Here is a 25,490-nt window from a genome sequence, read left to right on the forward strand (position 1 = left end):
CACTTGTTTTAACAACCGTCCCCAGGTTGGGATTCCCGCCGCGGAACGACGCGGAAAAGCCTGTGGAGAGCGGCGACGGCGGCCTGTGCACGACCCGGAAACTCGATCCGCGACACGCCGGGCGGGAACTACAGCGGTGTCGTTCGAGCCGCGCATCGTGCCCTCCCTGCCGTCGCTGGAGCCCTCCGACGGGTCGCCGATCGCCCCGTCATGGCCACGCTACGACCGGCCGCCCACACGATCCGGCGCGCTCGTCGCGCTCGCTGCGGACTCACACGCGGCGCGGATGCGCCGGGGGTATCGTCCCCGGCGTACCCCAACTGGAAGGAGCACAGCCATGGCTGACATCACCGGCAAGAAGGTCGCGTTCATCCTCACGGACGGCTTCGAGGACTCGGAGCTCACCAGCCCCTGGGAGGCCGTGCAGGGCGCCGGCGCCCTGCCGACCCTGATCGCGCCGAAGGACGGCCAGGTCGAGGGCAAGAACGGTCACACGCAGGCGGTCGACGCGGTCTCGGCCGATGCGAGCGCCGACGACTTCGACGCGCTCGTCCTCCCGGGCGGCGTCGTGAACGCCGACCACCTGCGCATCGACCAGCCGTCGGTGCAGCTCGTGCAGCGCTTCGTGGAGTCCGGCAAGCCGATCGGCGTGATCTGCCACGGCGCCTGGATCCTCATCGAGGCGGGCGGCGTCTCCGGCCGCACCATCACGAGCTACCCGACGCTGCGGACCGACCTGCAGAACGCGGGCGCGACGTGGGTCGACGAGGAGGTCGTGACCGATCAGGGCCTCGTGTCGAGCCGCACGCCCGACGACCTGCCCGCCTTCAACGCGAAGATCATCGAGGAGTTCGCCGAGGGCGTGCACCCGCGCTGATCCGGCGCCGAGCACCGTCCGTCGTCAGCGCTGGCGCGTCGGGGAGGCATCCCTCAGCAGGGCACGGGATGCTTCTTCGACGCGCCGCCGACGACCGCAGGGAGCCCGATGGAGATCATCGTCACCGATGCCGACGCGATCGGCGCGCTGGTCGCCGACGAGGTGCAGGCGCTGCTCGCCCGCCGGCCGGATGCGGTGCTCGGCCTCGCGACGGGATCGAGCCCGCTGCGCGTGTACGACGAGCTGGCGGCGCGCGTGCGGGATGGGCGGGTGACCTTCGCCGGCGCGCGGGGCTTCACGCTCGACGAGTACGTCGGCCTGGCGCCCGGCGACCCGAGGTCGTACCGCGCCGTCATCCACGACGAGCTCGTCTCGCGCGTCGACTTCGCACCCGGCGCCGTGCTGGGCCCGGATGGCGGCGCCAGCGACCTGGTCGCGGCCTGCGCCGACTTCGAGCGCGCGATCCAGGCCGCCGGCGGCATCGACCTGCAGCTGCTCGGCGTGGGCACGACCGGCCACATCGCGTTCAACGAGCCAGCCTCGTCGTTCGCGTCGCGGACGCGCGTCAAGACGCTCACCGCGCAGACGCGGCGCGACAACGCGCGCTTCTTCGACGGCGACGTCGACGCCGTGCCCCGCCACTGCCTGACGCAGGGACTCGGAACGATCCTGGAGTCGCGGCAGGCGATCGTGATCGCGACCGGCGCCGCGAAGGCGCCCGCGGTGCGCGAGATGGTCGAGGGCGCCGTCTCGGCGCGCTGGCCCTGCACGGCGCTGCAGCTGCACCCGAACGCGCTCGTCGTGCTCGACGAGGAGGCGGCTGCAGGGCTCGAGCTCATCGACTACTACCGCGAGGTCGCCGAGCACCGAGGGGCCGTGCGCCGGAGCGCACCGGGTGGCATGCTCGCCCCGTGACCGACCGAGACCGCGTGCGCGCGCTGCGACGCGCCTCCCTCGTGGTCGCCGCGCTCAACCTGGCGTACTGCTTCGTCGAGATGGGCGTCGCGCTCGCGATCGGCTCGGTGTCGCTGCTCGCCGACAGCGCGGACTTCCTCGAGGACACCGCGATCAACCTGCTCATCGTGATCGCGCTGGGCTGGTCGCTCGGGGCGCAGGCGATCGCCGGTCGCGTGATGGCCGGCATCATTCTCGTCCCCGCGGCGGTCGCGGCCTGGCAGGTGGTCGCGAAGGCGTCGGATCCGACGCCTCCGGATGTGCCGCTGCTCGTGATCACGGCCGGAGGCGCCGCGGTCGTCAACCTCGTGAGCGCGCTCGTGCTCGCGCGCGTGCGACGCATGAGCGGCTCGCTGTCGAAGGCCGCCTTCCTCTCCGCCCGGAACGACGTGATCGTCAACGTGCTGATCATCGCGATGGGGCTCGTCACGGCCTGGACCGCGAGCGGCTGGCCCGACATCGTCCTCGGCGCGGTCATCACCGTGCTCGCCGTGCACGCGGCATGGGAGGTGTGGGAGGCGGCGGGCGAGGAGCGGCTCGCCGCGAAGGCGCTCGCGGGCGAGGCGGTGGACTGACCCGGGCCTCAGCCCTCGAGCCAGCCGAGCTCGCGCGCGACGGCCGCGAGCGACGTGAAGAGGTGCGCGTTGTAGTCGAGGCCGAGCTGGCTCGGCAGCGCGAACAGCACGGTGTCCGCCGCCTGCACGGCCTCGTCGGCGAGCAGGCGCCGGGCGACGTGCTCGGGGTCGCCCGCGTACGTGGGTCCGCCGCGCACGGCGCCGCCCTCGATGCGCCCGGTGCCGTCGCGCTGCTCGTCGGCGAGGCCGAAGTAGCGCCGATCGTCGTCCGACACGATCGGGAAGGCGCTGCGCGTCACCGCCGTGCGCGGGCGGATGCCGTGACCCGCGCCCGCGTGCACGTCGAGGTAGGCGCGCACCTGGTCCGCCTGCTGCACGTGGAAGGGGCGCCCGTCGTCCTGCGTCAGCAGGGTCGAGGAGAGCAGGTGGTAGCCGTGCTCGGCGGCCCAGAGCCCCGACGCGTGGTTCCCGGCGCCCCACCACAGCCGGTCGGCGAGCCCGGGGGACCGCGGCTCGACCGGCAGGTCCGGCCCCTGTGCGAGCTCGACCGCCCGCTCGGATCGCGCCACCGGCTCACCGCGCAGCGCGCGGCGGAAGCGGTCGGCGCGCCCTCGCGCCTCGTCCGACCAGCTGCCGCCGGGCGCGAGGCCGAGGCCGAATCGCTCCTGGCCATCGGTGGCGCGCTCGGGTGAGCCGCGCGAGATGCCGAGCTGCAGGCGGCCGCCCGCGAGCAGGTCGGTCGCCGACGCGAGCTCGGTCATGGCCAGCGGCTGCTCGTAGCGCAGGTCGATGACGCCGGTGCCGAGCTCGAGCGTGCTCGTTCGTGCCGCCATCGCGGCGAGCAGCGGGTAGGGCGTCGCGAGCGACTGGTCGAAGTGATGCACGCGCACCCATGCGCCGTCGAAGCCGGCCTCCTCCGCCGCGACCGCGAGCTCGACGTGCATCCGAAGGCTGTCGCCGGCGGTCGGCACGCGCGAGCCGGGCACGTCGCGGTAGTGGCCGAAGGAGAGGAACCCGATCCGCTTGCGCATGTCGGAGGGAACCCGCGGGCGCGTGGCGCGATTCCCGCGGGTCCCGACGCAGACCCGCCGCTCCCTGCGCCGGCGCTCAGGAGCGCGCGACCGTCACGCGCCAGGCGCCCCGCTGCGCGCGGGCGAGACGCCGATCGTCCAGGTCACGCCGAAGCGGTCGGTCAGCATGCCGAAGCCGGGGCTCCAGGCGGATGCAGCGAGGGGCTCGATGACCGCCGCGCCGTCGGCGAGCCGCTCCCACAGTGCCGCGACCTCGTCGAGCGTCTCGCCGGAGAGCGACACGAAGAACGGCTCGCTCGTGATGGTGGTGCCGTGCTCCCGGCGGGTCTCGCCCGCCGGCGCCGCACCACCGACCGCGCCGGGGATGTCGTAGGCCATCAGCCTCGACCCGTCCGCGTCGACCTGCCCGAAGACGATGCGGTCGGCGTCCGGGAGGTCGCGCGGCATGCCGAGGTCGCCGTAGGTGGTGAGCGTGAGCTCGCCCTGGAGCACCTGCTGGTAGAACTCCAGGGCTGCGCGGGCGTCGCCGCGGCGGTTGAGGTGGATGGTGGTCGTCGTGCTCATGGCTGCTCCTTGGTCGCGCCGGAGGCTTTCTCCGACGGTGTCGACGCTCCCAGCCGTCTAGGTCAGGGTCTGTCCTCCACTGCGGCTAGGTTGAGCGCATGACTCCGCAGCGGTCGACGGTCGAGCGCGAGACGGCGACGTCCCGGCTCCTCACGCTGCTCTCCCTGCTGCAGACCGGGCGGGAGTGGCCGGGCACGAGCCTCGCCGAACGGCTCCGGGTGAGCCCGCGCACGGTGCGGCGCGACGTCGACCGGCTGCGCACCATGGGCTACGGCATCCGAGGGACGATGGGACCGGAGGGCGGCTACCGCCTCGACGCGGGGAGCGAGCTGCCGCCGCTGCTGTTCGACGACGAGCAGGTCGTCGCGCTCACCCTCGCGCTGCAGGCGGCGGCGACGACGGGCGCCGGCATCGAAGAGGCGGCGCTGCGCGCCCTGGTGACCGTGCGGCACGTGCTGCCACCGCGCCTCCGCCAGCGGCTCGCCGCCGTCGAGTTCGAGACGGTCCCGCGTGCCGGTGACGCGACGCAGACGCCCGTCGCGCCGGAGGTGCTCGTTGCGCTGTCGACCGCGGTGCGAGCCCGGGAGGTCCTCCGCTTCGACGAGGTCGGTGAGCGTCCCGGCGCCGACGGCGGCCGTCGCTCCCCGCGACGCGTCGAGCCGCACCACCTGCTGGTCTCGAGCGGCCGCTGGTACCTCCTGGCGTGGGACCTGGAGCGAGCGGACTGGCGCATCTTCCGCGCGGACCGCATCGTCCCGCGCCACCCGACGAGCCTGCGATTCGCGCCGCGGACCGTTCCCGGCGGCGACGCGAGGGCGTTCGTCGCTGCGCGCTTCCGGGGAGCGCTCGAGGGCGGCGGATGGCCGTGCGTCGGCATCGTCGTGCTGCACGCGCCCGCGAGCCGCGTGCGCCCCTTCGCGGGTGACGGCACCGTGGAGGAGCTGGACGCCGAGCGCTGCCGGTACACGGTGGGGTCGTGGTCGTGGATCGCGCTCGCGGCGTCGCTCGGACGCTTCGACGCCGCGATCGAGGTCATCGCGCCCGAGGAGCTGCGCCTCGCCTTCGCCGAGCTGGCATCACGCAACGCGGCGACGGCGGCGTCGACCGCGGTGGACGATCAGGATCGGAGAAGCGAGCGTCGTCCTGAGCGGCCATGATCGGTACCAGCGGCACCCGAGCGGACGCATCCCATCCCGCACCCGCACCAGCACCCGCACCAGCACGGAGGAACCCATGGCCGACGACACCCTCTCCGACGTCGAGCGCACGGCGGTCAAGCAGCGCGCCGCGGAGCTGAAGAAGCAGGCGAGCCGCAAGGGCGGCACGAAGAAGGAGCGCGAGCTGCAGGATGCGCTCGAGGCGATCGACGGGCTCCCGGAGCCCGACAAGTCGATCGCGCAGATGGTGCACGAGGTCGTCACCGAGGTCGCGCCGCAGCTGGATCCGAAGACTTGGTACGGCTTCCCCTCGTACGCGAAGGACGGCAAGGTCGTCGTCTTCTTCCAGCAGGCGTCGAAGTTCGACTCGCGCTACGGCACCCTCGGCTTCCAGGACATCGCAGCGCTCGACGACGGCGACATGTGGCCGACGTCGTACGCGCTCATCGCCGACACCCCCGCGGTGCGCGAGCGCGTCGCCGAGCTCGTCCGCCGGGCAGCCGGCTGACCGAACAGCGCCGCAGACCCGCCTCCGCGACACGCGCGCACGGATCGGGAATGCATCCGCTCACAGCCCGTTCTAACTTGAGTCGAGCAGACTCAAGTTCGACGAACAGACTTCGAGGGGATGCACATGGCAGCCATCTACGGACCCATCGGCGACGGATCGTTCGACGACTTCATCGCCCGGATCCTCCAGGGACAGCGCGTGCCCGCGCAGCGCGCGATCGACCTGTCCCGACTCGTCTCACGTCGCACGAGCTCGGTCATGGCGACCGCCGTCGAGTACGCGCGCGAGCACCGGCACGCGGAGGTCGACGCGCTCCACCTGCTGCGGGCGCTGCTCGAGCTGCCCGAGGTCGCCACGGCCGTGCAGGGCACCGGCGCAGACGTCGACGCGCTCCGCGGGGCGATCGAGGGCCGCATGCCGGCCGACGGCGAGCGCGAGGTCGACGGACCGCCGAGCCTCACACCGTCCGCCCAGCGGGCGCTGCGCGACGCGTACCAGATCGCCCGTGCCAACGGCTCGAGCTACATCGATCCCGAGCACCTCTTCTTCGCGTTCCTCGTCGCGGGCGACACCGCGGCGGGCGGGCTGCTGCAGGAGGCCGGCATCACGCCCGAGGCGCTGCAGCGCGCGGCCACGCAGGCGCAGCGCGAGGCGATCGAGTCGCAGCAGGGGCGCACGCCGAGCAAGGCGGTCGACCCCAGCTCGACGACGCCCACGCTCGACGAGTTCGGCATCGACCTCACCGAGCGCGCCCGCGAGGGCAAGGTCGACCCGGTCATCGGCCGCGCCGACGAGATCGAGCAGACGATCGAGATCCTCTCCCGCCGCACGAAGAACAACCCCGTGCTGATCGGCGAGGCCGGCGTCGGCAAGACCGCCATCGTCGAGGGGCTCGCCCGCGCGATCGCCGAGGGCGACGTGCCGAAGTCGCTCATGGGCAAGCGGGTCGTCGCGCTCGACCTCACCGCGATGGTCGCCGGCACCCGCTACCGCGGCGACTTCGAGGAGCGCATCACGAAGGCGATGGACGAGATCACCGCCCACCGCGACGAGCTCATCGTCTTCATCGACGAGCTGCACACGATCCTCGGCGCCGGGGGCGGCGGGGAGGGCGGCATGGACGCCGCGAACATCCTGAAGCCTCGGCTCGCGCGCGGCGACCTGCACATGATCGGCGCGACGACGCTCGCGGAGTTCCGCCGCATCGAGAAGGACGCGGCGCTCACCCGCCGCTTCCAGCCGGTGCTCGTGGCCGAGCCAAGCGTGGAAGACGCCGTGCGCATCCTCGAGGGCCTCGCGTCGGCCTACGAGGAGCACCACCGCGTCTCGTACACGCCGGAGGCGCTCCGCGCAGCGGTCGAGCTCTCGCACCGCTACATCAGCGACCGCTTCCTGCCCGACAAGGCGATCGACCTCATCGACCAGGCCGGTGCGCGGCTGCGGCTGCGGCTCGGCGCGAAGGTCGACGTGGATGCGCTGACGAAGGAGCGCGAGCACCTCGAGGACGAGAAGCGGCAGGCCGTCGAGGCCGAGGAGTTCGAGGAGGCGACCCGCCTGCGCGACCGCATCGCGTCGATCCAGTCGGCGATCGACTCCGGCTCGGGCGAGGACGGCGAGGTCGGCGAGGAGGAGATCGCCGAGGTCGTCGCCCGCGCGACGGGCATCCCGGCGGCGCGCCTCACCGAGGGCGACCGCTCGCGGCTCGCCCGCCTCGAGGAGGAGCTGCACGAGCGCGTCATCGGCCAGGAGGACGCGGTCACCGCCGTCGCGAAGGCCGTGCGGCGCTCGCGGTCCGGGCTGGGCGACTCCGGGCGGCCGATCGGCTCGTTCCTGTTCCTCGGCCCGACCGGCGTCGGCAAGACCGAGCTCGCGAAGTCGCTCGCGTCGAGCCTGTTCGGCTCGGAGGGTGCGCTCGTGCGCTTCGACATGTCGGAGTTCGGCGAGAAGCACACGGTCGCGCGCCTCATCGGCGCCCCTCCCGGCTACGTCGGCTACGACGAGGCGGGCCAGCTCACCGAGAAGGTGCGGCGCCAGCCCTACTCCGTCGTGCTGCTCGACGAGATCGAGAAGGCGCACCCGGACGTCTTCAACCTGCTGCTGCAGGTGCTCGAGGACGGCAGGCTCACCGACGGCCAGGGCCGCACGGTCGACTTCCGCAACACCGTCGTGATCATGACGTCGAACCTCGGCGGCGAGTTCCTGGCGTCGAAGTCGGGGCCGATCGGATTCCAGGCCGGCGACGGCACCGGCTCGGCCGATGAGCTGCGGGCGAAGGTCATGGGCCGGCTGCGCGAGCAGATGCGCCCGGAGCTCATCAACCGCATCGACGAGATCGTGCTGTTCCAGAAGCTCGAGCCCGAGCAGCTGCGGCAGATCGTCACGCTGCTGCTCGACCGCGTCGCCGACCGCCTCGCGGCGCAGGAGCTGCGGCTCGACGTGACGGATGCGGCGCTCACGTGGCTCGCCCAGCGCGGGTACGAGCCCGAGTTCGGTGCCCGACCGCTGCGCAGGCTCATCCAGCGCGAGGTCGAGGACAGGGTGGCCGACCTCATCGTCGGAGGGCTCGAGTCGGGCACGGTGCGCGTCGACGTCGCGGGCGACGAGCTGTCCGTGGTCGCGACGGGCGACGAGCCGGTGACCGCAGCGATGTAGTCGCGGTTGCAGCACGGCTCGACGCGGCCGCCCCGATCGGGGCGGCCGCGTCGTGCGTCTCGCCGGCATCCCTTGCGCCGCCCGCGCCGCACCGCCATGCTCGGTGCCCTGGAGGCGACATGGCTGCCGATCTCTCGCCGCGGCTCGCGGCGGTGCTGCAGGCGCTGCCGCTGCGTCCGGGCATGCGCGTGCTCGAGGTCGGATGCGGCCCGGGGGCGCTCGCCCGCGCGATCGCCGAGCGCGTGGGGCCGGAGGGCCACGTGCTGGGCATCGACCGCTCCCCGCTCGCCATCGCGGCGGCGCAGAGCGCCCCCGACCGCGGCGGCCTCGACTTCCGCGTCGGCGCCGCCGAGGAGTTCCGGCTCCGCCGCGACGAGCAGCCGTTCGACCTCGTCGTCGCGATCCGCGTCGGCGCGCTCGACGGCCGGCATCCCGAGCTCGAGCAGGCGGCGCTCGCGCACCTGGCGGCGGCGACGACGCCCGACGCATCCGTCTACATCGACCGCGGCGACCCCCTCGAGGCGGTCCCCCTCCACTGATCTCAACGTCGCCAGTGGTAGCTGAGCGCGATAATGCGCTTGAGTGACCACCGGCGACGTTGAGGAGGATCGATGGGGGAGCGGGTCGCCGTGATCGGGGCGGGCGTGATCGGGCTGTCGGTCGCGCTCGAGCTCGCCGAGCGCGGCGGCCGGGAGATCGCGGTGCTGCACGACCTGGACCCGCTCGACTCGACCTCGGCCGTCGCCGGTGCCGTCTGGTTCCCCTACGCCGCCGAGCGGTCCGCGGTCGTCGACGCGATGCTCGCCTCGACGCTCGAGCGGTTCACGGGGATCGCCGCCGAGCACCCGGAGGCGGGCATCGACCTCCGCACCGGCGTGATCGTCGAGCGGTCGCCGCAGCCGGACCGCTCCTGGACGGCGCTCGTGCCGGCGACCGAGGTCGACGCGGCGGAGCTGCCCTCCACGCTGCACGGGACGGGTGCGACCGGCATGCGCACCACCGTGCCGCTCGCGACGATGTCGCTCTACCTGCCGTGGCTGCGGCGGCGGTGCGAGGCGCTCGGCGTGCGGTTCGAGCGACGCGCCGTCGACGACGTGGATGCGCTCGCCCCCGACTTCGACGCCGTCATCGTCGCGGCCGGGGCGCGCGGGGGCACGCTGCTCGGCGACGACGCGAGCGTCGTGCCGATCCGCGGCCAGGTCGTGCGCATCGAGGACCCGGGCGTGACGGAGTTCATCGTCGACGACGAGAACCCGGCTGGGCTCGCGTACGTGCTGCCGCGGCGCGACTGCCTCGTGCTCGGCGGCACGCACGAGCCGGGCGCGACGTCGCTCGAGCCCGACCCCGCGATCGAGGCCGGCATCCTCGAGCGCTGCGCGGCCCTCGTGCCCGCCGTGGCCGGGCAGCGCATCCTGTCGCGCGCGGTCGGGCTGCGGCCCGGCCGGGAGCGCCTGCGGGTCGAGGAGGTGCCGGACAGGGCACTGCGCACGATCGCCGCCTACGGCCACGGCGGCTCCGGCATGACGCTCTCGTGGGGCACCGCCGAGCGGGTCGCGACGCTGCTCGCGCAGCGGTGACGGCCTCGGCGCCGATCCCGTCGCCGAGCACATAGGAAGCCTGGCTACCATTCTGCGATCGAGGTGCCTCCGGACTGCATGAGCGGCCCGCGCATCCGTCCTTGAGGAGCACTCGTGAGCCAGACCCCCGATCCGACCGCCCGCGCCGATCGCTTCGTCCGGTACCGCTGGTGGGGGCTGCTCGCCATCAGCCTCGGCGTGGCGCTCATCATCATGGACTCGACGATCGTCTCGGTCGCGATCCCGTCGATCGTCGACGATCTGGGCATCTCGAGCACCGAGATCCAGTGGGTGCAGGAGATCTACACGCTGCTCTTCGCGGCGCTGCTGCTCACCTGGGGCCGGCTCGCCGACCGCATCGGCCGGCGCCGGATGATGCTCATCGGCGTCGTCATCTTCATCGTCGCGAGCGTGCTGTGCGCGATCGCCGAGAGCGGGGCGCTGCTCATCGGCGGCCGTGCGCTGCAGGGCCTCGGCGGCTCGATGATCCTGCCGACCTCGCTCGCGCTGCTGAACGCCAACTTCCACGGCCGCGAGCGCGGCATCGCCTTCGCGGTCTGGGGCTCGACGATCGGCGGCATGGCGGCGATCGGACCGCTCGCGGGCGGCTGGCTGACCGAGAACGCGAGCTGGCGCTGGGCGTTCGGCATCAACGTGCCGGTGGGCCTGCTCATCATCGCGGGCCTGCTGCTGTTCGTCGCGGAGTCGTCGGAGGCGGTGACCGGTGCGGTGCAGCGGCTCGACCTCGGGGGCGCGCTGCTGTCGATCCTCGGCTTCGGCGCACTTGTCTTCGGCCTGATCGAGGGGCGGAGCTACGGCTGGTGGACCGCCTCGGAGGATGCGCCCTTCGACGTCGCGGGGCTCTCGCCCGTCCCGGTCGCGTTCCTCGTCGCCGTCGTCGCCCTCACCGCCTTCGTGCTACTCGAGCGGGCCAGGAGCGCGGCGGGCAAGGGCGTGATCCTCGACCTGTCGCTCTTCCGCATCCCGTCGTTCGCGAACGGCAACATCACCGCGCTCATCGTGAGCTTCGGCGAGTTCGGGCTGATCCTCTCGCTGCCGCTGTGGTTCCAGAACGTGCTCGGCTTCTCTGCGTTCGAGGCCGGGCTCGCGCTCGTGCCGCTCGCGGCCGGCTCCTTCCTCGCGAGCGGTGGGGTCGCGGCGCTCTCGCGCCGGTTGAGCCCGATCGCCGTCGTGCGGATCGGCATGGTGCTCGAGATCGCGGCGATCGCGGCGCTCGCCCTGCTCATCCGCCCCGACAGCACCGCGTGGCTGACCTCGCCGGTGCTCTTCGTCTACGGCATGGGCGTCGGGCTCGCGACCGCGCAGCTGACGAGCGTCGTGCTCGCGGATGTGCCGGTCGAGCGGAGCGGCCAGGGCTCAGCCACGCAGAGCACGGCGCGCCAGACGGGCTCGGCGCTCGGCATCGCGGTGCTGGGCACCGCCTTCTTCACGACCCTGCAGGTCGGCACCGAGGACCGGCTCGCGGATGCGGTCGCCGGCGACCCGACGCTGCAGGGCCTCGTCGACTCGGTGAACGCGAGCTCGGGCGGCAGCATCGCCGCGCTCGCGGCCAACCCGCAGACGGCGTTCGTGGCGGATGCGGCGCGCGCCGCGATGACGGACGGCACGTCGCTCGCGGCCTGGATCGCGGCGAGCGCTCTCGTCGTCGGGCTGCTCTCGAGCCTGCGGATCCGGCCGGAGGTCGGCGCGGTCGCCGCTGAGCGGGCCGATGCGGCCTGACCCGGCCGACGCGCGCACCGCGACCTCCGTCGACGAGGTCGCCGCACGCATCCGCGCCTTGATGGCTAGCCGCGACGTCGTGATCGTGGGTCTCGCGGGCTACGGCGGCGCCGGCAAGACGACACTCGCGCGGGCGCTCGCGGCACGACTGCCCGCTGAGCGGGTGCGTGGCGACGACTTCCTCGACCCGCGCGGCAGCCGCGACCGCAGCGACGACTGGGCCGCACTGCTGCGGGACGAGCTCGGCGCCGTGCTCGACGCGCTCCGGGCGGGCGAGCCGGCCGAGCACCGCCCCGTCGACTGGGCGACCGGCGGGCGGCAGCCCGCGCGCATCGCGCAGGCGGCACCCGTGCAGCTCGTCGACGCGGTCGGCCTGCTGCATCCGCAGCTGCTGCCCCGGTTCGACCTCACCGTCTGGGTGGATGTGCCGCTCGAACTGGCGACGGAGCGGGGGATGCGTCGCGACCGCGAGGCCGGGAACGACCACGACGCGCTCTGGCGCGACGTGTGGGCGCCGACCGAGCGCGCGTTCGACGCGCGCTTCGCCCCGCGCGACGTCGCCGACCTCCGGTACGTCGCGGACTGACCGCTACGCCTGCAGGGCGAGGCTGAAGGGCAGTACGTCGCCGACCTCCGGTACGTCGCGGACTGACCGCTACGCCTGCAGGGCGAGGCTGAAGGGCAGCACCGCGGACGCGCCGGCACCGCGGAGCAGGCGGCCCGCCACCGTGATCGTCCACCGGCTGTCGACCAGGTCGTCGACGAGCAGGATCGGCCGCCCCGCGACGCCCTCGAGCGCGGTCGCCAGCTCGGGTCCCACGCCGAACCGGTCCCAGACGCTCGCCAGGCGGTAGGCGCTGTTGCCGCCCGGCTCGCCCGAGGGGCCGCCGTCGACGAGGCTGAGCGCGCCGAGGTACGGCAGGCGACCCACCTCCGACAGCGCCCGCGCGACCGAGTCGACCAGCTGCTGGCGGCGCCGCGACGGCACGCTGACGATCGCCGCCGGGCGCTCGTCCCAGCCCCACTCGGCCAGCACGCGCACGCACGCCTGCACGAGCGCGGGGCTCGCCGGAGCGTCGGGCGTGCCGGGCGAGAAGAGGTCGCGCAGGGCGCCGCCCCAGCCGAGGTCGGTGAGCCGCGCGAGCGCTCGACCGGCCTCGAGCCGGTCCGCCGGAGGGATGTTGCCCTTGACCTGCACGCCCAGGGAGCCCGCGCCGGTCGGCCACTGCGCGCGCGGCTCGATGGCGGCGCCGACACGGCTGAGCGACTGCTGCGCCTGGCCGGACGCCTCCTCCCGCACGTCGCGCGGGTACCAGGCCGGCTGCCCCGCCGCGGCCGCGCAGTTGTCGCAGCGGCCGCAGGGCACGGCGGTGTCGTCGTCGAGCGCGCGCTGCAGGAACTCCATGAGGCAGCCGGTCGTGCGCTCGTACTCGAGCATCGACTGCTGCTCCTGCACGCGGGCGGCGGCGATGCGCGCGTAGCGCTCGGCGTCGTAGACCCACGGCTGGCCGGTGGCGACCCAACCGCCCGTGACGCGCCGCACGGCGCCGTCGACGTCGAGCACCTTGAGCAGGAGCTCGAGCGGGGTGCGCTTGAGGTTGACGCGCGCCTCGAGGGCGGGCGTCGACAGCGGCGCGCCCTCGAACGCGAGCTCGTCGATCACGGCGAGCGCCTTCCGCTCGTCGGGCATCGACGAGGTCGCGAAGTACTGCCAGATGGCCTCGTCCTCGGTGCCGGGCAGCAGCAGCACGTCGGCGCTCGCCGCCCTGCCGGCGATCATCGCGGCACGACCGGCGCGACCGACCTGCTGGTAGTAGGCGACCGGCGACGAGGGCGCCCCGAGGTGGACGACGAAGCCGAGATCGGGCTTGTCGAAGCCCATCCCCAGCGCGCTCGTCGCGACGAGCGCCTTCACGTTGTTCTGCTTGAGCGCCTGCTCGAGCCCTTCGCGCTCGCCGGCGTCCGTGCGCCCGGTGTACGCCTGCACCTCGTGGCCCGCCTCGCGCAGCAGCCGGGCGGTGTCCTCGGCCGCGGAGACCGTGAGCGCATAGATGATGCCCGAGCCCGGCAGCTCGCCGAGGTGGCTGAGGAGCCACCCGAGCCGCGCGCCGGCATCCGGCAGCCGCAGCACGCCCAGGCGGAGGGAGGCTCGCGCGAGTGGGCCGCGGATCGTCACGACCGGCTCGCCGCCGGCGTGCTCGAGCTGCTCAACGACGTCGGTGACGACGCGCGAGTTGGCGGTCGCCGTCGTGGCCAGCACCGGGACGCCGTGCGGCATCTCGGCGATGAGATCGCGGAGGCGGCGGTAGTCGGGGCGGAAGTCGTGGCCCCAGTCGGAGATGCAGTGCGCCTCGTCGACGACGAGCAGCCCCGTGCGCGGGATGAGCTTCGGCAGCTGCTCCTCGCGGAAGCGCGGGTTGTTGAGGCGCTCGGGCGAGACGAGCAGCACGTCGACCTCGTCGGCGTCGAGCCGCTGCAGCACGTCGCCCCACTCGTGCGGGTTGGCCGAGTTGATCGCGACGGCGCGCACGCCGGCGCGGGCGGCGGCCTCGACCTGGTCGCGCATGAGCGCGAGGAGCGGCGAGACGAGCAGCGTCGGGCCCGCGCCTCGCGCGCGCAGCAGCAGCGTCGCCACGAAGTACACCGCCGACTTTCCCCAGCCGGTGCGCTGCACGACGAGCGCGCGCTGCCGGCCCTCGACGAGCGTCTCGATCGCCTCGAACTGCCCCTCGTGGAAGACGGCGTCGGGCGACCCGACGAGGGTGCGCAGGATCTCGAGGGCGTCGTCGTGCGTGCTCGTCACGGGTCCGAGGGTCTCAGGTGCCGCTGACAGGGCCGTCGGTCGGCGGGCCGTACGTGGGCGGGCCGTACGCCGGCGAGCTGTATGCGGGCGGGCCGTACGCCGGCGAGCTGTATGCGGCGTGCTGCCCGTGGCCGTGGGCCGCCATCTGCGCGCGGTAGGCGGGATCGAAGCGGATGCCGGCGGGGTTCGACGGGAACACGCACATGACGAGCGGCACGATGCTCGCGCCGATCAGGGAGAGCAGCGCGAACGCGCCGTGGAAGCTCGCGTCCTGGAGGCGTCGCCACATCACCGCGTAGGTGGGGAGCGCCAGCGCGAGCGAGACGACCAGCATGATCCCGATGGTCCCGAGCATCCCACCGGACAGCGCGAACGTGAGGGGATCGATCGAGGTCCCCATCCCGCTGCCGGTGCTGGTGGCGGTCGCGATGACCTGCGTCATGAACGCCGCCCACACCGCCCAGAACGGGATCTGCGCGACGAGCGAGACGAGGAACGTGAAGAGCATCGCCCACCAGAACTCGCTGCGGCTCGCCCGCCCGGAGAAGGCGACGTAGCCGCGGAAGAAGCGGCCGATCGCCTGCCGGAACGACGCCCCGGGCAGCGGCTGGCCGACGGGGACGACGGAGGAGATGCTCACCCCTCCAGTGTGGGGTACGTCGGGCGCGGATGACGACGCTCGGACCGGCCCTTGGGGGTCAGGGCGTGAGCCCCGCGCGCACCGTCGCCTCGGCGAGCGCCCGATCGCCCTCCACCTCGACCCCGTCGGCTGCGAGGCGGTCGTCGTCGGGCACGCCGCGACCCCACACCAGCAGCGCGAGCGAGCGCGCGGACCCGCGCACGACCGCCATCGGCGCGTCGGCGGGTGCGCCGGCGAGCTCAAGCCGCGCATCCGCACCGACAGGGGCGAACACGACGCGCACGCGCGGCGGGGCGATGCGGCCGAGCCGCACCTGCCGCGGATGCATGACCGTCACCACCTCGTCGAGGCAGTCGAGCCAGACGCGGTCGTCGACGTCGAGGTCCTCGCCGACGGCCGTGCGCAGATCCCACAGGTGCACGAGCGTCTCGTGCACCTGCCGCCGGTGCCAGAACGCGACGGTGCCGGTCTGCTGCGCGCGCGGCACGCCGTCGTCGATGAGCGCCCACGCGCGGGCGGCGGGGTCGAGCTCGGCGAGCGCCTCGCGCAGCTCGCGCGCGCACGACTCGTAGAGCACGGGCAGGTCGAAGGGGCCGCGGCCGAGCGGCGACTCCTGCTGCCGCCGCGCCTGCCCTGCCGCCCAGTGGTGGATGCGCGCGAGGTGCACGACGAGCGACTGCACCGTCCAGCGCCCGAGCCACGGGATGCGCACGGCCGGGTCTGCGCGGCGTGTGGTCTCGAGGAAGCGCGCCTGCAGGTCGGCGAGCACGGCGAGGTGGTCCATGCCGCGAACGCTACTCCCGGTCGCCGACCCCGGTCCGGCCAGTGAAGGCGGGGGTGCGCTTCTGCTGGAAGGCGGCGAAGCCTTCGCGGAAATCGGGCGTCTGGGCGAGCGCCGCCTGCGCGATGTTCTCGGCGTCGACGGCCTGCCACAGGCCCATCCGCTCGTCGCGGAGGCCGCGGATGATCTCCTTCGAGGCGAGGTAGGCGAGCGTCGGTCCGGCGGCGGCGTGCGCGGCCGCGGCGCGCGTCGCCGCCAGCACATCGTCGTCGGGGAACGACTGCGAGAAGAGCCCGAGCGCGACCGCCTCGGCGCCGCTCATGAGCCGGCCGGAGTAGATGAGGTCGAGCGTGCGGTGGGCGCCGAGCCGCTCGTAGAAGAGGGCGTGGCCGCCCGAGTCGAGCGTCGCTCCGAGCGCCGCGAACGGGCTGCCGACCTTCGCGGACTCCGCGACGTAGACGACGTCGGTCGCGATGAGCAGCCCGAGCCCGATGCCGAGGCACGCGCCGTGCGCGACCGCGAACGTCGGGGCGGGGAAGGCCGCCATCCGCTGCAGCAGCGGCTGCAGGGAGCCGCGCAGGAAGCCGATCGCGTCGTCGGTGCGAGGGTCGACCTGCGAGATGTCGCGCCCCGCGCAGAACGCCCTGCCCTCGCCGCGCAGCACGAGCGCACGCACGCCGGCGCGCTCGGCGGCCGCGTAGGCATCCGACAGCTCCTGCAGCGCGGATGCGTCGAGCGCGTTGCGCCGATCGGGTGCGTCCAGCACGACCTCGGCGATGTCGTCGGTGATGGTGAGGTCGATCATCGGGACTCCTTCGTCGTCGGAAGCCTACGGTCGCGACCGGCTGCCGGGCCCGTCGTCACTCGGCCGCCTCGGCCCGCGCACCGGTGGCGAAGGGACCGCGGAGCGCGGCCCACTGCAGCAGCATGATCGTCTTGGCATCGACGATGTCGACCCCGATCCGCGCGAGCGCGTCGTCGATGTCGAGCTCGACCACCTCGGTGTCCTCGCCCTCCGCCGCGACGCCGTGCCGCGAGCCGGCGATCACGGATGTGCGGTCGTACGGCGCCGCGAAGCAGTGGAGGCGCTCGGTGACGGAGCCGGGGCTCATGTAGACGTCGAAGACGTGCTCGACGGGGCCGACGCGGTGCCCGAGCTCCTCCTCGGTCTCGCGCCGGATCGCCGCCTCGGGCTCGTCGGCGTCGAGGAGCCCCGCGGCGGCCTCGATGAGCATGCCGTCGGGGTGCTCGTTCACGTAGGCGGGGTAGCGGAACTGGCGCGTGAGCAGCACGGTCCGCGCACCCTCGTCGTAGAGCAGGATGCAGGCCCCGTCGCCGCGGTCGTAGGTCTCGCGCTCCTGCGTCGACCAGCTGCCGTCCGAGTGCTGCAGCTCGAGCGTCGTCGCCCGCGTGACGAACCAGTTCGAGGTCAGCAGGCGCACGTCCGTGACGACGACGCGGGGGTTGCGGTCGAGGTCGCGGCCGGCGCGGTCGAGGCCCGTGCGGCCGCGGCGGTCGGGGATGTCGACACCGGGCACACCGCTGGGCACACCGCTGGGCACGCCGGTGGGCGCATCGATCTCCTGCTCCATGCCGCTACACGTCGTAGTCGACGACGACCTTGGCCGTGTCGGGCTTCGGGTGCGACTGGCAGGTGAGCACGTAGCCGCGGGCGATCTCGTCGGGCTCGAGCGCGTAGTTCTCGGTCATCGTCACGCTGCCCGAGACGACCTTCGCGCGGCACGTGCCGCACACGCCGCCCGCGCACGCGAACGGCACGTCCGGGCGCACGCGCAGCGCGGCGTTGAGGATCGACTCCCGCGCCGACAGCGGCGACTCGACCTGCGTCGACTGCCCGTCGAGCGTGAAGTCGAGCGTCCAGGTGTCCTCGCCGGCATCGACCTGCACGGGGCGTCCGCGGTCGCCGCCCGCCGCATCCGGCTTGCCCGTCGTGAACAGCTCGAAGCGCACGTGCGACGGGTCGACGCCCTTCGCGGCGAGTACGTCGCGGCAGAGCTGCACGAGCTCGAACGGCCCGCAGAGGAACCACTCGTCGACGGTGTCGGGGCGGATGAGGTCGGTCAGGATGCGCTCGAGCCGCTCCTCGTCGATGCGGCCCGACATCAGCGGCGCGGCGCGCTGCTCGCGCGAGAGCACGTGGTGCAGCGCGAGCCGCGAGGGGTAGCGGTCCTTGAGGTCGGCGAGCTCCTCGATGAACATGACGTCGAGGGTCGACCGGTTCGAGAACAGCAGCGAGAACGTCGACGTCGCCGAGCGCGAGAGCACCTCGTGCGCGAGCGCCATCATCGGCGTGATGCCGCTGCCGGCCGCGATGCCGACGACGTGCGCGCCGTCGACCTCGTCGAGCGCCGAGGTGAACGTGCCCTGCGGCACCATCACGTCGATGCGCGCGCCGGGCTGCAGCTCGGCGTTCGCCCAGGTCGAGAAGCGGCCGCCGAGGTCACGCTTGATCGCGACCGAGATCGAGCCGGGGGTCGGCGGGCGGCAGATCGAGTAGGAGCGGCGCACCTCGTGGCCGTCGATCGTCGCGCGGAGCGCGAGGTGCTGGCCGGCGACGTACCCGAAGTCGTCGTGCAGCGCCTCCGGCACGGCGAACGTCACCTCGACGGCGCTCTCGGTGAGCGGTCGCACCGCGGCGACCTCGAGCTCGTGGAAGCGAGCGCGCTTGCGGGACGTGCTCGAGCCCAGGTTGATGGCGGCCACGCTCAGTGCACCTTGAAGTGGTCGAACGGCTCGAGGCACGCGAGGCACTCGAAGTGCGACTTGCAGGCGGTGGAGCCGAAGCGTGAGACCTCACGCGTGCGCAGCGATCCGCAGCGCGGGCACTTCACGCCGAGCGAGAGCGGGATCGGGCCCCGCCGCTCGCCCGCGCGGTGCGTGGGCGGCGCGATGCCGTACTGCTCGAGCTTCGCCTTGCCGGCGTCGCTCATCCAGTCGGTCGTCCAGGCGGGGGAGAGGGTGAAGTCGACGCGCACGTCGCGGAAGCCCTCGACGGTGAGCGCGAGCAGCACGTCGTCGCGCATCTGGTCGATCGCCGGGCAGCCGGAGTAGGTGGGCGTCAGGGTGACGACCGTGGTCTGCCCCTCGATGCGCACGTCGCGGAGCACACCGAGGTCCTCGATCGTGAGCACCGGCACCTCCGGGTCGGTGACGGCGGCGGCGATGCGCCACGCCTCCCGGGCACGCTGGTCGAGCCGCCCGCCGGAGGCGCGCGGGTCGAGACCATCCACGACCGGCGCGGCGCTCACCACGTCGCCCCGGGATGGCGGCGCGCGAGCACCTGCATCTCGGCAAGCAGCGGGCCGAGGTGGGTGGAGTGGTGGCCGTGGCGGCCGCCGCCGGACGACTGGCCGATCTTCGAGTTCGTGAAGTCCGCCTCGGTGATCTCCGCCTCGGCGAGCACCGCCGTCCAGATCTCATCGAACCCGGCGCGCAGGCTCGACGGCCGCGGCGCGATGTCGCCGAGCCGGTCGTGCAGCTCGTCGTCGCGGAAGAGCTCGTCGGTGTACGGCCAGGTGTCGGTGAGCGCGACGAGCAGGCGGCGGCGCGACTCCTCGGTGCCGCCCGCGAGCCGGAGCGTCCACTGCACGGCGTGGTCGCGGTGGTACGCGACCTCCTTCACCGACTTGGCCGCGATCGCGGCGAGCGACGCATCCGTCGACCGCGACAGCGCCGTGTAGAGCTCCTGCATCCAGATGGCCGCGATCAGGCCGCGCGCGATCGTGTGCGCGAAGTCGCCGTTCGGCTGCTGGAACAGCCACGCGCAGCGGAACTCGTGCTCGTCGCGCCAGTAGGCGAGGTCGTCCTCGGTCCTGCCGGATGCGGTGCCGGCGTAGTGCAGCAGCGAGCGCGCGTGCCCGAGCAGGTCGAGCGCGATGTTGCCGAGCGCCATGTCCTCCTCGAGCTCCGGCGCGCGCGAGATCCACCAGCCGAGCCGCTGGGAGAGGATGAGCGCGTCGTCGCCGAGCCGGAGCGCGTACGCCGCGACGTCGGGCGTCGCCGTCGCCGACGCATCCGCGCCGGACAGCTCGGACTGCAGCTCGAGCTCGTCGACGGAGACGTCGCCGTGCACGGCGTCGGCATCGGCCTGGTGCGCGGCGGCGACGGATGCGGCGTCGCGGGCCGGGGGCTGGGGAGTCACAGGTGGGGGACCTCCGCGCTCTTCTCGTAGTACTTGGCGTGGCGGTAGTTCTTGCCCGCGGGGCTCTCGAAGAAGGCGCCCTTCTGATCGGGGTCGCTCGTCGTGATCGCGCTCGAGCGCACGACCCACACCGAGACGCCCTCGTTGCGGCGCGTGTAGAGGTCGCGCGCGTTGCGCAGCGCCATGTCGTCGTCGGGCGCGTGGAGCGACCCGACGTGCACGTGGCTCAGGCCGCGGTTGGCGCGCACGAACACCTCGTACAGCGGCCAGCCCTCGCCGGCGACATCTCCGGGTGTCGACATCTTCGTCTCCTCGTCCTGCTCCGTCGAACTTCCCTGAAGTCCGGGATTGCTGCGTCGAATCCCGCAGTTCGGGGAGGCTCGACGGTCGTGTCGGTGTGGGTCAGGCGGCCTGGCGGGCGCGGGCGGCCTGCTTCTCGGCGTAGGCGGCGGCGGCCTCACGCACCCACGCGCCGTCCTCGTGCGCGTCGCGGCGGTGCTGGATGCGCTGGGCGTTGGCGGGCCCGCGGCCGGCGAGCACCTCGTTGAACTCGGTCCAGTCGATCTCCGACATGTCCCACTCGCCCCGCTCCTCGTTCCAGCGGAGGTTCGGGTCGGGGAGCGTGAGCCCCAGCACCTCCGCCTGCGGCACGAGCATGCTGACGAAGCGCTGGCGCAGCTCGTCGTTCGAGAAGCGCTTGATCTTCCAGGCCATGGACTGCGCCGAGTTCGGCGACTCGTCGTCGGGCGGGCCGAACATCATCAGCGACGGCCAGTACCAGCGGTCCACGGCCTCCTGCGCCATCCGGTGCTGCGCCTCGGTGCCCTGGCTCAGCTCGAGCAGGATCTCGAAGCCCTGGCGCTGGTGGAAGGACTCCTCCTTGCAGATGCGCACCATCGCGCGCCCGTAGGGGCCGTAGGAGGCTCGGCACAGCGGCACCTGGTTGCAGATCGCGGCGCCGTCGACGAGCCAGCCGATCGCGCCCATGTCGGCCCACGTCGGCGTCGGGTAGTTGAAGATCGAGGAGTAGCGGGCGCGCGACTCGATGAGCTGCTCGGTCATCTCGTCGCGGCTGATGCCGAGCGTCTGCGCGGCGGAGTAGAGGTAGAGCCCGTGGCCGGCCTCGTCCTGCACCTTGGCCATGAGGATCGCCTTGCGCTTCAGGCTCGGGGCGCGCGAGATCCAGTTGCCCTCGGGCTGCATGCCGATGATCTCGGAGTGCGCGTGCTGGGAGATCTGGCGGATGAGCGTCTTGCGGTACGCGTCGGGCATCCAGTCGCGCGGCTCGATGCGCTGGTCGGCCTCGATGAGCGCATCGAAGCGGGCCTGCAGCTCGGCCTCGTCGAGGTCGCCCGTGGCGGATGCGTCGGGTGCGGTGAGCGTCATCGTCGACTCCCCTTCCTGGGATTCGGAATTAGTTACCGAACGTTCAGTAAGTATAGACTCACCTCGAGCGGACCCGCAACGGCCGCTCGAGCACGACAGATCACACGGGCGATGGAGCACGGATGCGAGACGAGAGCTGGCTGGCCACGATCATGGCCGAGACGGACCGGGCCAAGGAGGCGTTCGGCATCGAGATCGCTGAGCTCGAGCGCGGCCGCGCGGTGCTCACGATGCCCATCACGGATGCGATGGTGAACGGCTTCGGCATCACCCACGGCGGACTCGTCTTCACGCTCGCCGACACGGCCTTCGCCTACGCGTGCAACGAGGACGCCACCGTGACGGTCGCCTCCGGCGCCGACATCACGTTCGCGAAGGCCACGCACGTCGGGCAGACGCTCACCGCGACCGCCGAGCGCCGCTGGCGCTCCGGCCGCAACGGCATCTACGACGTCTCGGTCGTCGACGAGACCGGCGACACCGTCGCGGAGTTCCGCGGCCGCTCGTTCGCCACCAACCGCCCCGCCCCCGCGGCGCCGACCGGCGCCGGCGGCCCCGCCTGACCCACCCGCGAGACGCCGAGCTTCCCTCTACCGCGGGTTTCCGCCCCGGAAACCCGCAGTAGAGGGAAGCTCGGCACCACCAAGCACGAGGAAAGAGAGCGACGATGCTCGACCAGACCACCGCATCCGATGACCTCCGCGACCCGGATCTGCGAGACGCCGGCGAGCGGCTCTCGCTCGACGAGCTGCGCGCCCTGCAGCTCGAGCGGCTCCAGCAGACGGTGCGCCACGCCTACGCGAACGTGCCGACCTACACGCGGAAGCTCGACGAGGCCGGGGTGACGCCCGACGACATCCGCTCGCTCGACGACCTGCAGCTGCTGCCCTTCACCACGAAGGAGGACCTGCGGGCGTCGTACCCGTTCGGCATGTTCGCGGTGCCGATGGCCGAGGTCGCGCGCATCCACGCGTCGTCCGGCACGACCGGCCGCCCGACCGTCGTCGGCTACACGAAGGCCGACCTCGAGGTCTGGGCCGAGGTCGTCGCGCGCTCGCTGCGCGCGGCGGGCGTGCGACCGGGCATGAAGGTGCACAACGCCTACGGCTACGGCCTCTTCACCGGCGGCCAGGGCGCGCACGCGGGCATCGAGCGGCTCGGCGCGACCGTCATCCCCGTCTCGGGCGGGCAGACGGCGCGACAGGTGCAGCTCATCCGCGACTTCGAGCCCGACGCGATCATGTGCACGCCCTCGTACCTGCTGACGATCGCGGATGCGTTCGAGGACGCGGGGCTCGACCCGCGCGAGACGTCGCTCAAGGTCGCGATCTGCGGCGCCGAGCCGTGGACGAACGAGATGCGGCACGAGCTCGAGCGCCGGATGGGCATCGACGCGGTCGACATCTACGGGCTGTCGGAGGTCATGGGCCCGGGCGTCGGCAGCGAGTTCGCGACGACGAAGGACGGGCCGACGATCTGGGAGGACCACTTCCTGCCCGAGGTGATCGACGGCGAGACCGGTCGGCAGCTGCCCGACGGCGAGATGGGCGAGCTCGTCTTCACGTCGCTCACGAAGCAGGCCTTCCCGGTGCTGCGCTACCGCACGCGCGACCTGACGCGGCTGCTGCCCGGCTCGGCGCAGTCGACCATGCGCCGCATCGAGAAGATCACCGGCCGCAACGACGACATGCTCATCATCCGCGGCGTCAACGTCTTCCCGACGCAGATCGAGGAGATCGTGCTCGAGATCGAGCACCTGACGCCGCACTTCATCCTCGAGCTCGTGAAGCGCGGGCGCATGGACGGGCTGGTCGTGAAGATCGAGTGCACGCCCGGGCTCAAGCCGGTCGTCTCCACCGCGGCCGCCGAGGTGCTCAAGCTGCGCGTGAAGGAGCGGATCGGCACGACCGTCGACGTCGAGGTCGTGCCGACCGGGTCGCTGCCGCGCTCGGAGGGCAAGTACAAGCGCGTCTACGACCTGCGCGAGTCCGCTGCGGTGGTCGAGTAGCAGCCGGGCGGAGCCCGGCCGCGTATCGAGACCACGCCCGATGCTGGAGGATGGATCGATGACCGCCACCGCCGAGCCCGCCCGCCGCGGCCGCCCGGGCTACGACCGCGACTCGATGCTCGAGGTGGTCGTCGCGGCGTTCAACGAGCGCGGCTACGACGCGACGTCGCTCGGCGTCATCGCCGAGCGGCTCGGGCTGTCGAAGTCGGCGATCTACCACCACTTCGCCTCGAAGGAGCAGATGCTCGAGGTGGCGCTCGCCCAGGCGCTCGACGCGCTCGAGGCGGTCTTCGACGCGCCGGAGGCGACGTCGGGTCCGGTGGTCGACCGCATCCGCTACGTCGTGCGCGGTGCCGTGCTCGTGCTGTGCGAGCGGAAGCCCTTCGTGACGCTGCTGCTGCGCCTGCGCGGCAACACCCCGATCGAGCTCGAGGCGATGCGCCGCCGGCGCGAGATCGACCGCAAGCTGCGGCTGCTCTTCGAGGCGTCGCGCGACGAGGGCACGCTGCGCCCCGACATGGATCCGCGCATCGCCGAGCGCCTGACGTTCGGCATGGTGAACTCGATCGCCGAGTGGTACCGGCCGGGCGGCTCCATCACGCCGGAGCAGCTCGCCGATTCGGTGCTCGAGCTCGTCCGCACCGGACTGCGCGAGCCCTCCTCGCTCTAGACGCATGGAGGGCTCCGAGGTCGCGCGCATCGCCGCGTGGCTCGCGGCGCGCGGCGTCGTCTACCAGTGCAACGGCGGCTGGGCGGTGGATGCGCTGGTCGGCCGGCAGACGCGGCCGCACCGGGATCTCGACGTGTTCCTCGACGCGGCGGCGGTCGCGGATGCCGTCGCCTGGCTCGAGCACGACGGCTACCGCGTGGCGGAGGACTGGCTGCCCGTGCGCGTCGAGCTGCGCGCGGACGGCCGGGCGGTCGACCTGCACCCGATGCGCCTCGAGCCGAACGGCGACGGCGTCCAGGCGCTGCTGGACGGCGGCTCGATCGTGCATCCCGTCGCGTCGCGCACGATCGGCCGCGTGGCGGGCTTCCCCCTGGTGGTGGCCGACGCCGCGCGGCTCATCGCGCTGCGCGAGGGCTACGAGCTGCGGGCGGTCGACCGGCATGACCTGGAAGTGCTCAGATCGCTGGAGGCCGCGCCGAACCCGACGGGATCGTTATCGAATCGTGACAATGGGGTAGCGTGGACGACCTGAACCGCGAAGGACGGCCGTCGCATCCGCCCCGAGAGTCCTTCGTGCCATCGAATCCAATCCTTCCGGTCGGGCGGTCGCGCGCTCTGCGTGCGCGAGACGGGGCCCTGGAGTTCATCGTGAGCAAGCACACTACGTCCGGCATCACCGCCGGCACCCGCGCCCGCCGATCCAAGCGCGCGATCGCGGGGCTCGTCGCCACCGGCGTCGCGACCGTCGCGGGCGCCGTGCTCGTGCCGACCGCCGCGAACGCGGCATCGGACTCGACCTGGGACGCGCTCGCGCAGTGCGAGTCGAGCGGCAACTGGTCGATCAACACCGGCAACGGCTACTACGGCGGGCTGCAGTTCTCGCTCTCGACCTGGCAGGCCTACGGCGGCAGCGGCAACCCCGCCGACGCGTCGCGCGAGGAGCAGATCCGCGTGGCCGAGAACACGCTCGCCGGGCAGGGCTGGGGCGCATGGCCCTCGTGCTCGGCGCAGATCGGCGCGAGCGGCGCCGCGGAGCCGCGCCAGGCGGCACCTGCCCCCGCGCCCGAGCAGGCGGCGCCCGCACCGGCCCAGCAGCAGGCTCCCGCCGCTGCGCCGGCCGCTGCCGCGCCCGCCGCCGCACCGGCGGCCGCCCCCGCTGCCGCCCCCGCGCAGCAGCTGCCCGACGTGCAGCCCTCCGACGTGACGTACACGGTCGTCGCGGGCGACTCGCTCTCGGCGATCGCCACCGCGCAGGGCGTCGACAGCGGCTGGCTCGGGCTCTTCGCCGTGAACCAGGCGACGGTCGCCGACCCCGACGTCATCCAGGTCGGCCAGCAGCTCGTCCTGCCGGCCGAGTAGCAGCCTGCTTCCGGTACCGGATGGTCGTCCGCGGCTGACGCGA

27 protein-coding genes are annotated in these 25,490 nt (G+C 73.0%); 15 read left to right on the forward strand and 12 right to left on the reverse strand.

Annotated elements, in window-relative coordinates; translation table 11 throughout:
* Positions 1–337 precede the first annotated feature (337 nt).
* The 3 genes from ABIB37_RS05590 to ABIB37_RS05600 all read left to right on the forward strand — a co-directional run bounded on the left by ABIB37_RS05590 (position 338) and on the right by ABIB37_RS05600 (position 2,406).
* Positions 338–877, forward strand: a complete 540-nt coding sequence (locus tag ABIB37_RS05590) for a type 1 glutamine amidotransferase domain-containing protein (RefSeq protein ID WP_354257788.1) — start codon at positions 338–340, stop codon at positions 875–877.
* Between the two features lie 108 nt (positions 878–985).
* Positions 986–1,792, forward strand: a complete 807-nt coding sequence (gene nagB, locus ABIB37_RS05595; RefSeq protein WP_354257790.1) for a glucosamine-6-phosphate deaminase — start codon at positions 986–988, stop codon at positions 1,790–1,792.
* Positions 1,789–2,406, forward strand: a complete 618-nt coding sequence (locus ABIB37_RS05600; RefSeq protein WP_354257792.1) for a cation efflux transmembrane domain-containing protein — start codon at positions 1,789–1,791, stop codon at positions 2,404–2,406. The genes nagB and ABIB37_RS05600 overlap by 4 nt, the downstream gene beginning before the upstream one ends.
* An 8-nt stretch (positions 2,407–2,414) precedes the next feature.
* Here ABIB37_RS05600 and ABIB37_RS05605 read toward each other — a convergent pair whose 3' ends face one another.
* Together ABIB37_RS05605 and ABIB37_RS05610 are read right to left on the reverse strand one after the other, a co-directional pair.
* Complete coding sequence (locus ABIB37_RS05605; RefSeq protein ID WP_354257795.1) at positions 2,415–3,437, reverse strand: LLM class flavin-dependent oxidoreductase; 1,023 nt, start codon at positions 3,435–3,437, stop codon at positions 2,415–2,417.
* Between the two features lie 93 nt (positions 3,438–3,530).
* Positions 3,531–4,001, reverse strand: coding sequence for a VOC family protein (locus ABIB37_RS05610; RefSeq protein ID WP_354257798.1), 471 nt, complete (start codon positions 3,999–4,001; stop codon positions 3,531–3,533).
* A gap of 98 nt (positions 4,002–4,099) precedes the next feature.
* Here ABIB37_RS05610 and ABIB37_RS05615 point away from each other — a divergent pair, with 98 nt between their 5' ends.
* The 7 genes from ABIB37_RS05615 (at position 4,100) to ABIB37_RS05645 (ending at position 12,224) form a co-directional block, all read left to right on the forward strand.
* Positions 4,100–5,158 (forward strand): helix-turn-helix transcriptional regulator, encoded by a 1,059-nt coding sequence (locus ABIB37_RS05615; protein WP_354257800.1) that lies wholly within the window; start codon positions 4,100–4,102, stop codon positions 5,156–5,158.
* A 76-nt stretch (positions 5,159–5,234) separates the two neighbouring features.
* Positions 5,235–5,666 (forward strand): iron chaperone, encoded by a 432-nt coding sequence (locus ABIB37_RS05620; protein WP_354257803.1) that lies wholly within the window; start codon positions 5,235–5,237, stop codon positions 5,664–5,666.
* A 126-nt stretch (positions 5,667–5,792) separates the two neighbouring features.
* Positions 5,793–8,321 (forward strand): ATP-dependent Clp protease ATP-binding subunit, encoded by a 2,529-nt coding sequence (locus ABIB37_RS05625; RefSeq protein ID WP_354257805.1) that lies wholly within the window; start codon positions 5,793–5,795, stop codon positions 8,319–8,321.
* A 119-nt stretch (positions 8,322–8,440) separates the two neighbouring features.
* A complete protein-coding gene (locus tag ABIB37_RS05630) occupies positions 8,441–8,860 on the forward strand; it encodes a methyltransferase domain-containing protein (protein ID WP_354257807.1) in 420 nt (139 codons plus the stop codon).
* Between the two features lie 72 nt (positions 8,861–8,932).
* A complete protein-coding gene (locus tag ABIB37_RS05635; protein ID WP_354257810.1) occupies positions 8,933–9,898 on the forward strand; it encodes an FAD-dependent oxidoreductase in 966 nt (321 codons plus the stop codon).
* A gap of 114 nt (positions 9,899–10,012) precedes the next feature.
* Positions 10,013–11,638, forward strand: a complete 1,626-nt coding sequence (locus ABIB37_RS05640; protein WP_354257813.1) for a DHA2 family efflux MFS transporter permease subunit — start codon at positions 10,013–10,015, stop codon at positions 11,636–11,638.
* Positions 11,628–12,224 (forward strand): uridine kinase family protein, encoded by a 597-nt coding sequence (locus tag ABIB37_RS05645; protein ID WP_354257816.1) that lies wholly within the window; start codon positions 11,628–11,630, stop codon positions 12,222–12,224. The genes ABIB37_RS05640 and ABIB37_RS05645 overlap by 11 nt, the downstream gene beginning before the upstream one ends.
* Positions 12,225–12,293: 69 nt before the next feature.
* Here ABIB37_RS05645 and ABIB37_RS05650 read toward each other — a convergent pair whose 3' ends face one another.
* From ABIB37_RS05650 to paaA, 10 genes are all read right to left on the reverse strand, one after another.
* Positions 12,294–14,441 carry a RecQ family ATP-dependent DNA helicase gene (locus ABIB37_RS05650; RefSeq protein ID WP_354257819.1) on the reverse strand — a complete coding sequence of 716 codons (2,148 nt, stop codon included), beginning with the start codon at positions 14,439–14,441 and terminating at the stop codon, positions 12,294–12,296.
* A gap of 13 nt (positions 14,442–14,454) precedes the next feature.
* Positions 14,455–15,081, reverse strand: coding sequence for a DUF805 domain-containing protein (locus ABIB37_RS05655; protein WP_354257822.1), 627 nt, complete (start codon positions 15,079–15,081; stop codon positions 14,455–14,457).
* Between the two features lie 58 nt (positions 15,082–15,139).
* Entirely contained in the window at positions 15,140–15,865 is a 726-nt protein-coding gene (locus ABIB37_RS05660) for a maleylpyruvate isomerase family mycothiol-dependent enzyme (RefSeq protein WP_354257825.1), read from the reverse strand.
* Between the two features lie 10 nt (positions 15,866–15,875).
* Complete coding sequence (locus ABIB37_RS05665; RefSeq protein WP_354257828.1) at positions 15,876–16,667, reverse strand: enoyl-CoA hydratase/isomerase family protein; 792 nt, start codon at positions 16,665–16,667, stop codon at positions 15,876–15,878.
* 55 nt (positions 16,668–16,722) lie between these two features.
* Positions 16,723–17,454: an NUDIX domain-containing protein gene (locus ABIB37_RS05670; protein WP_354257830.1), complete on the reverse strand. Its 732-nt coding sequence runs from the start codon at positions 17,452–17,454 to the stop codon at positions 16,723–16,725.
* Positions 17,455–17,458: 4 nt separating this feature from the next.
* The gene (gene paaE, locus ABIB37_RS05675) at positions 17,459–18,586 is read right to left on the reverse strand and encodes a 1,2-phenylacetyl-CoA epoxidase subunit PaaE (protein ID WP_354257833.1); all 1,128 of its coding nucleotides are present in this window, start codon (positions 18,584–18,586) and stop codon (positions 17,459–17,461) included.
* A 2-nt stretch (positions 18,587–18,588) separates the two neighbouring features.
* Positions 18,589–19,113 carry a 1,2-phenylacetyl-CoA epoxidase subunit PaaD gene (gene paaD, locus ABIB37_RS05680; RefSeq protein WP_502914065.1) on the reverse strand — a complete coding sequence of 175 codons (525 nt, stop codon included), beginning with the start codon at positions 19,111–19,113 and terminating at the stop codon, positions 18,589–18,591.
* A gap of 14 nt (positions 19,114–19,127) precedes the next feature.
* On the reverse strand, positions 19,128–20,024 hold the full coding sequence (gene paaC, locus ABIB37_RS05685) for a 1,2-phenylacetyl-CoA epoxidase subunit PaaC (RefSeq protein ID WP_502914030.1): 897 nt from the start codon (positions 20,022–20,024) through the stop codon (positions 19,128–19,130).
* Entirely contained in the window at positions 20,021–20,326 is a 306-nt protein-coding gene (gene paaB / locus ABIB37_RS05690) for a 1,2-phenylacetyl-CoA epoxidase subunit PaaB (protein ID WP_123696538.1), read from the reverse strand. Before paaB ends, paaC begins: the two co-directional genes overlap by 4 nt.
* Positions 20,327–20,426: 100 nt before the next feature.
* Positions 20,427–21,410, reverse strand: a complete 984-nt coding sequence (gene paaA / locus ABIB37_RS05695) for a 1,2-phenylacetyl-CoA epoxidase subunit PaaA (protein WP_123696537.1) — start codon at positions 21,408–21,410, stop codon at positions 20,427–20,429.
* Between the two features lie 122 nt (positions 21,411–21,532).
* On the opposite strand from paaA, the gene paaI reads away from it, so the two are divergent.
* From paaI to ABIB37_RS05720, 5 genes are all read left to right on the forward strand, one after another.
* A complete protein-coding gene (paaI, locus tag ABIB37_RS05700; RefSeq protein ID WP_354257835.1) occupies positions 21,533–21,973 on the forward strand; it encodes a hydroxyphenylacetyl-CoA thioesterase PaaI in 441 nt (146 codons plus the stop codon).
* A 104-nt stretch (positions 21,974–22,077) separates the two neighbouring features.
* Positions 22,078–23,418: a phenylacetate--CoA ligase PaaK gene (paaK, locus tag ABIB37_RS05705; protein ID WP_354257838.1), complete on the forward strand. Its 1,341-nt coding sequence runs from the start codon at positions 22,078–22,080 to the stop codon at positions 23,416–23,418.
* A 58-nt stretch (positions 23,419–23,476) separates the two neighbouring features.
* Positions 23,477–24,088, forward strand: coding sequence for a TetR/AcrR family transcriptional regulator (locus ABIB37_RS05710; RefSeq protein WP_354257841.1), 612 nt, complete (start codon positions 23,477–23,479; stop codon positions 24,086–24,088).
* 4 nt (positions 24,089–24,092) lie between these two features.
* Complete coding sequence (locus ABIB37_RS05715; protein WP_354257844.1) at positions 24,093–24,620, forward strand: nucleotidyltransferase domain-containing protein; 528 nt, start codon at positions 24,093–24,095, stop codon at positions 24,618–24,620.
* Positions 24,621–24,736: 116 nt separating this feature from the next.
* Positions 24,737–25,447 (forward strand): transglycosylase family protein, encoded by a 711-nt coding sequence (locus tag ABIB37_RS05720; RefSeq protein ID WP_354257847.1) that lies wholly within the window; start codon positions 24,737–24,739, stop codon positions 25,445–25,447.
* Positions 25,448–25,490 lie beyond the last annotated feature (43 nt).

It is taken from the genome of Agrococcus sp. UYP10 (assembly GCF_040547205.1).
In the GTDB taxonomy this organism is placed as follows: domain Bacteria; phylum Actinomycetota; class Actinomycetes; order Actinomycetales; family Microbacteriaceae; genus Agrococcus; species Agrococcus jenensis.

Bases quoted from the DNA above. Each gene is read 5' to 3' on its own strand.
- ABIB37_RS05590 (WP_354257788.1), top strand. From the start codon at position 338: ATGGCTGACATCACCGGCAAGAAGGTCGCGTTCATCCTCACGGACGGC.
- nagB (WP_354257790.1), top strand. From the start codon at position 986: ATGGAGATCATCGTCACCGATGCCGACGCGATCGGCGCGCTGGTCGCC.
- ABIB37_RS05605 (WP_354257795.1), bottom strand. From the start codon at position 3,437: ATGCGCAAGCGGATCGGGTTCCTCTCCTTCGGCCACTACCGCGACGTG.
- ABIB37_RS05610 (WP_354257798.1), bottom strand. From the start codon at position 4,001: ATGAGCACGACGACCACCATCCACCTCAACCGCCGCGGCGACGCCCGC.
- ABIB37_RS05615 (WP_354257800.1), top strand. From the start codon at position 4,100: ATGACTCCGCAGCGGTCGACGGTCGAGCGCGAGACGGCGACGTCCCGG.
- ABIB37_RS05620 (WP_354257803.1), top strand. From the start codon at position 5,235: ATGGCCGACGACACCCTCTCCGACGTCGAGCGCACGGCGGTCAAGCAG.
- ABIB37_RS05625 (WP_354257805.1), top strand. From the start codon at position 5,793: ATGGCAGCCATCTACGGACCCATCGGCGACGGATCGTTCGACGACTTC.
- ABIB37_RS05630 (WP_354257807.1), top strand. From the start codon at position 8,441: ATGGCTGCCGATCTCTCGCCGCGGCTCGCGGCGGTGCTGCAGGCGCTG.
- ABIB37_RS05635 (WP_354257810.1), top strand. From the start codon at position 8,933: ATGGGGGAGCGGGTCGCCGTGATCGGGGCGGGCGTGATCGGGCTGTCG.
- ABIB37_RS05645 (WP_354257816.1), top strand. From the start codon at position 11,628: ATGCGGCCTGACCCGGCCGACGCGCGCACCGCGACCTCCGTCGACGAG.
- ABIB37_RS05660 (WP_354257825.1), bottom strand. From the start codon at position 15,865: ATGGACCACCTCGCCGTGCTCGCCGACCTGCAGGCGCGCTTCCTCGAG.
- ABIB37_RS05665 (WP_354257828.1), bottom strand. From the start codon at position 16,667: ATGATCGACCTCACCATCACCGACGACATCGCCGAGGTCGTGCTGGAC.
- ABIB37_RS05670 (WP_354257830.1), bottom strand. From the start codon at position 17,454: ATGGAGCAGGAGATCGATGCGCCCACCGGCGTGCCCAGCGGTGTGCCC.
- paaB (WP_123696538.1), bottom strand. From the start codon at position 20,326: ATGTCGACACCCGGAGATGTCGCCGGCGAGGGCTGGCCGCTGTACGAG.
- paaA (WP_123696537.1), bottom strand. From the start codon at position 21,410: ATGACGCTCACCGCACCCGACGCATCCGCCACGGGCGACCTCGACGAG.
- paaI (WP_354257835.1), top strand. From the start codon at position 21,533: ATGCGAGACGAGAGCTGGCTGGCCACGATCATGGCCGAGACGGACCGG.
- paaK (WP_354257838.1), top strand. From the start codon at position 22,078: ATGCTCGACCAGACCACCGCATCCGATGACCTCCGCGACCCGGATCTG.
- ABIB37_RS05710 (WP_354257841.1), top strand. From the start codon at position 23,477: ATGACCGCCACCGCCGAGCCCGCCCGCCGCGGCCGCCCGGGCTACGAC.
- ABIB37_RS05715 (WP_354257844.1), top strand. From the start codon at position 24,093: ATGGAGGGCTCCGAGGTCGCGCGCATCGCCGCGTGGCTCGCGGCGCGC.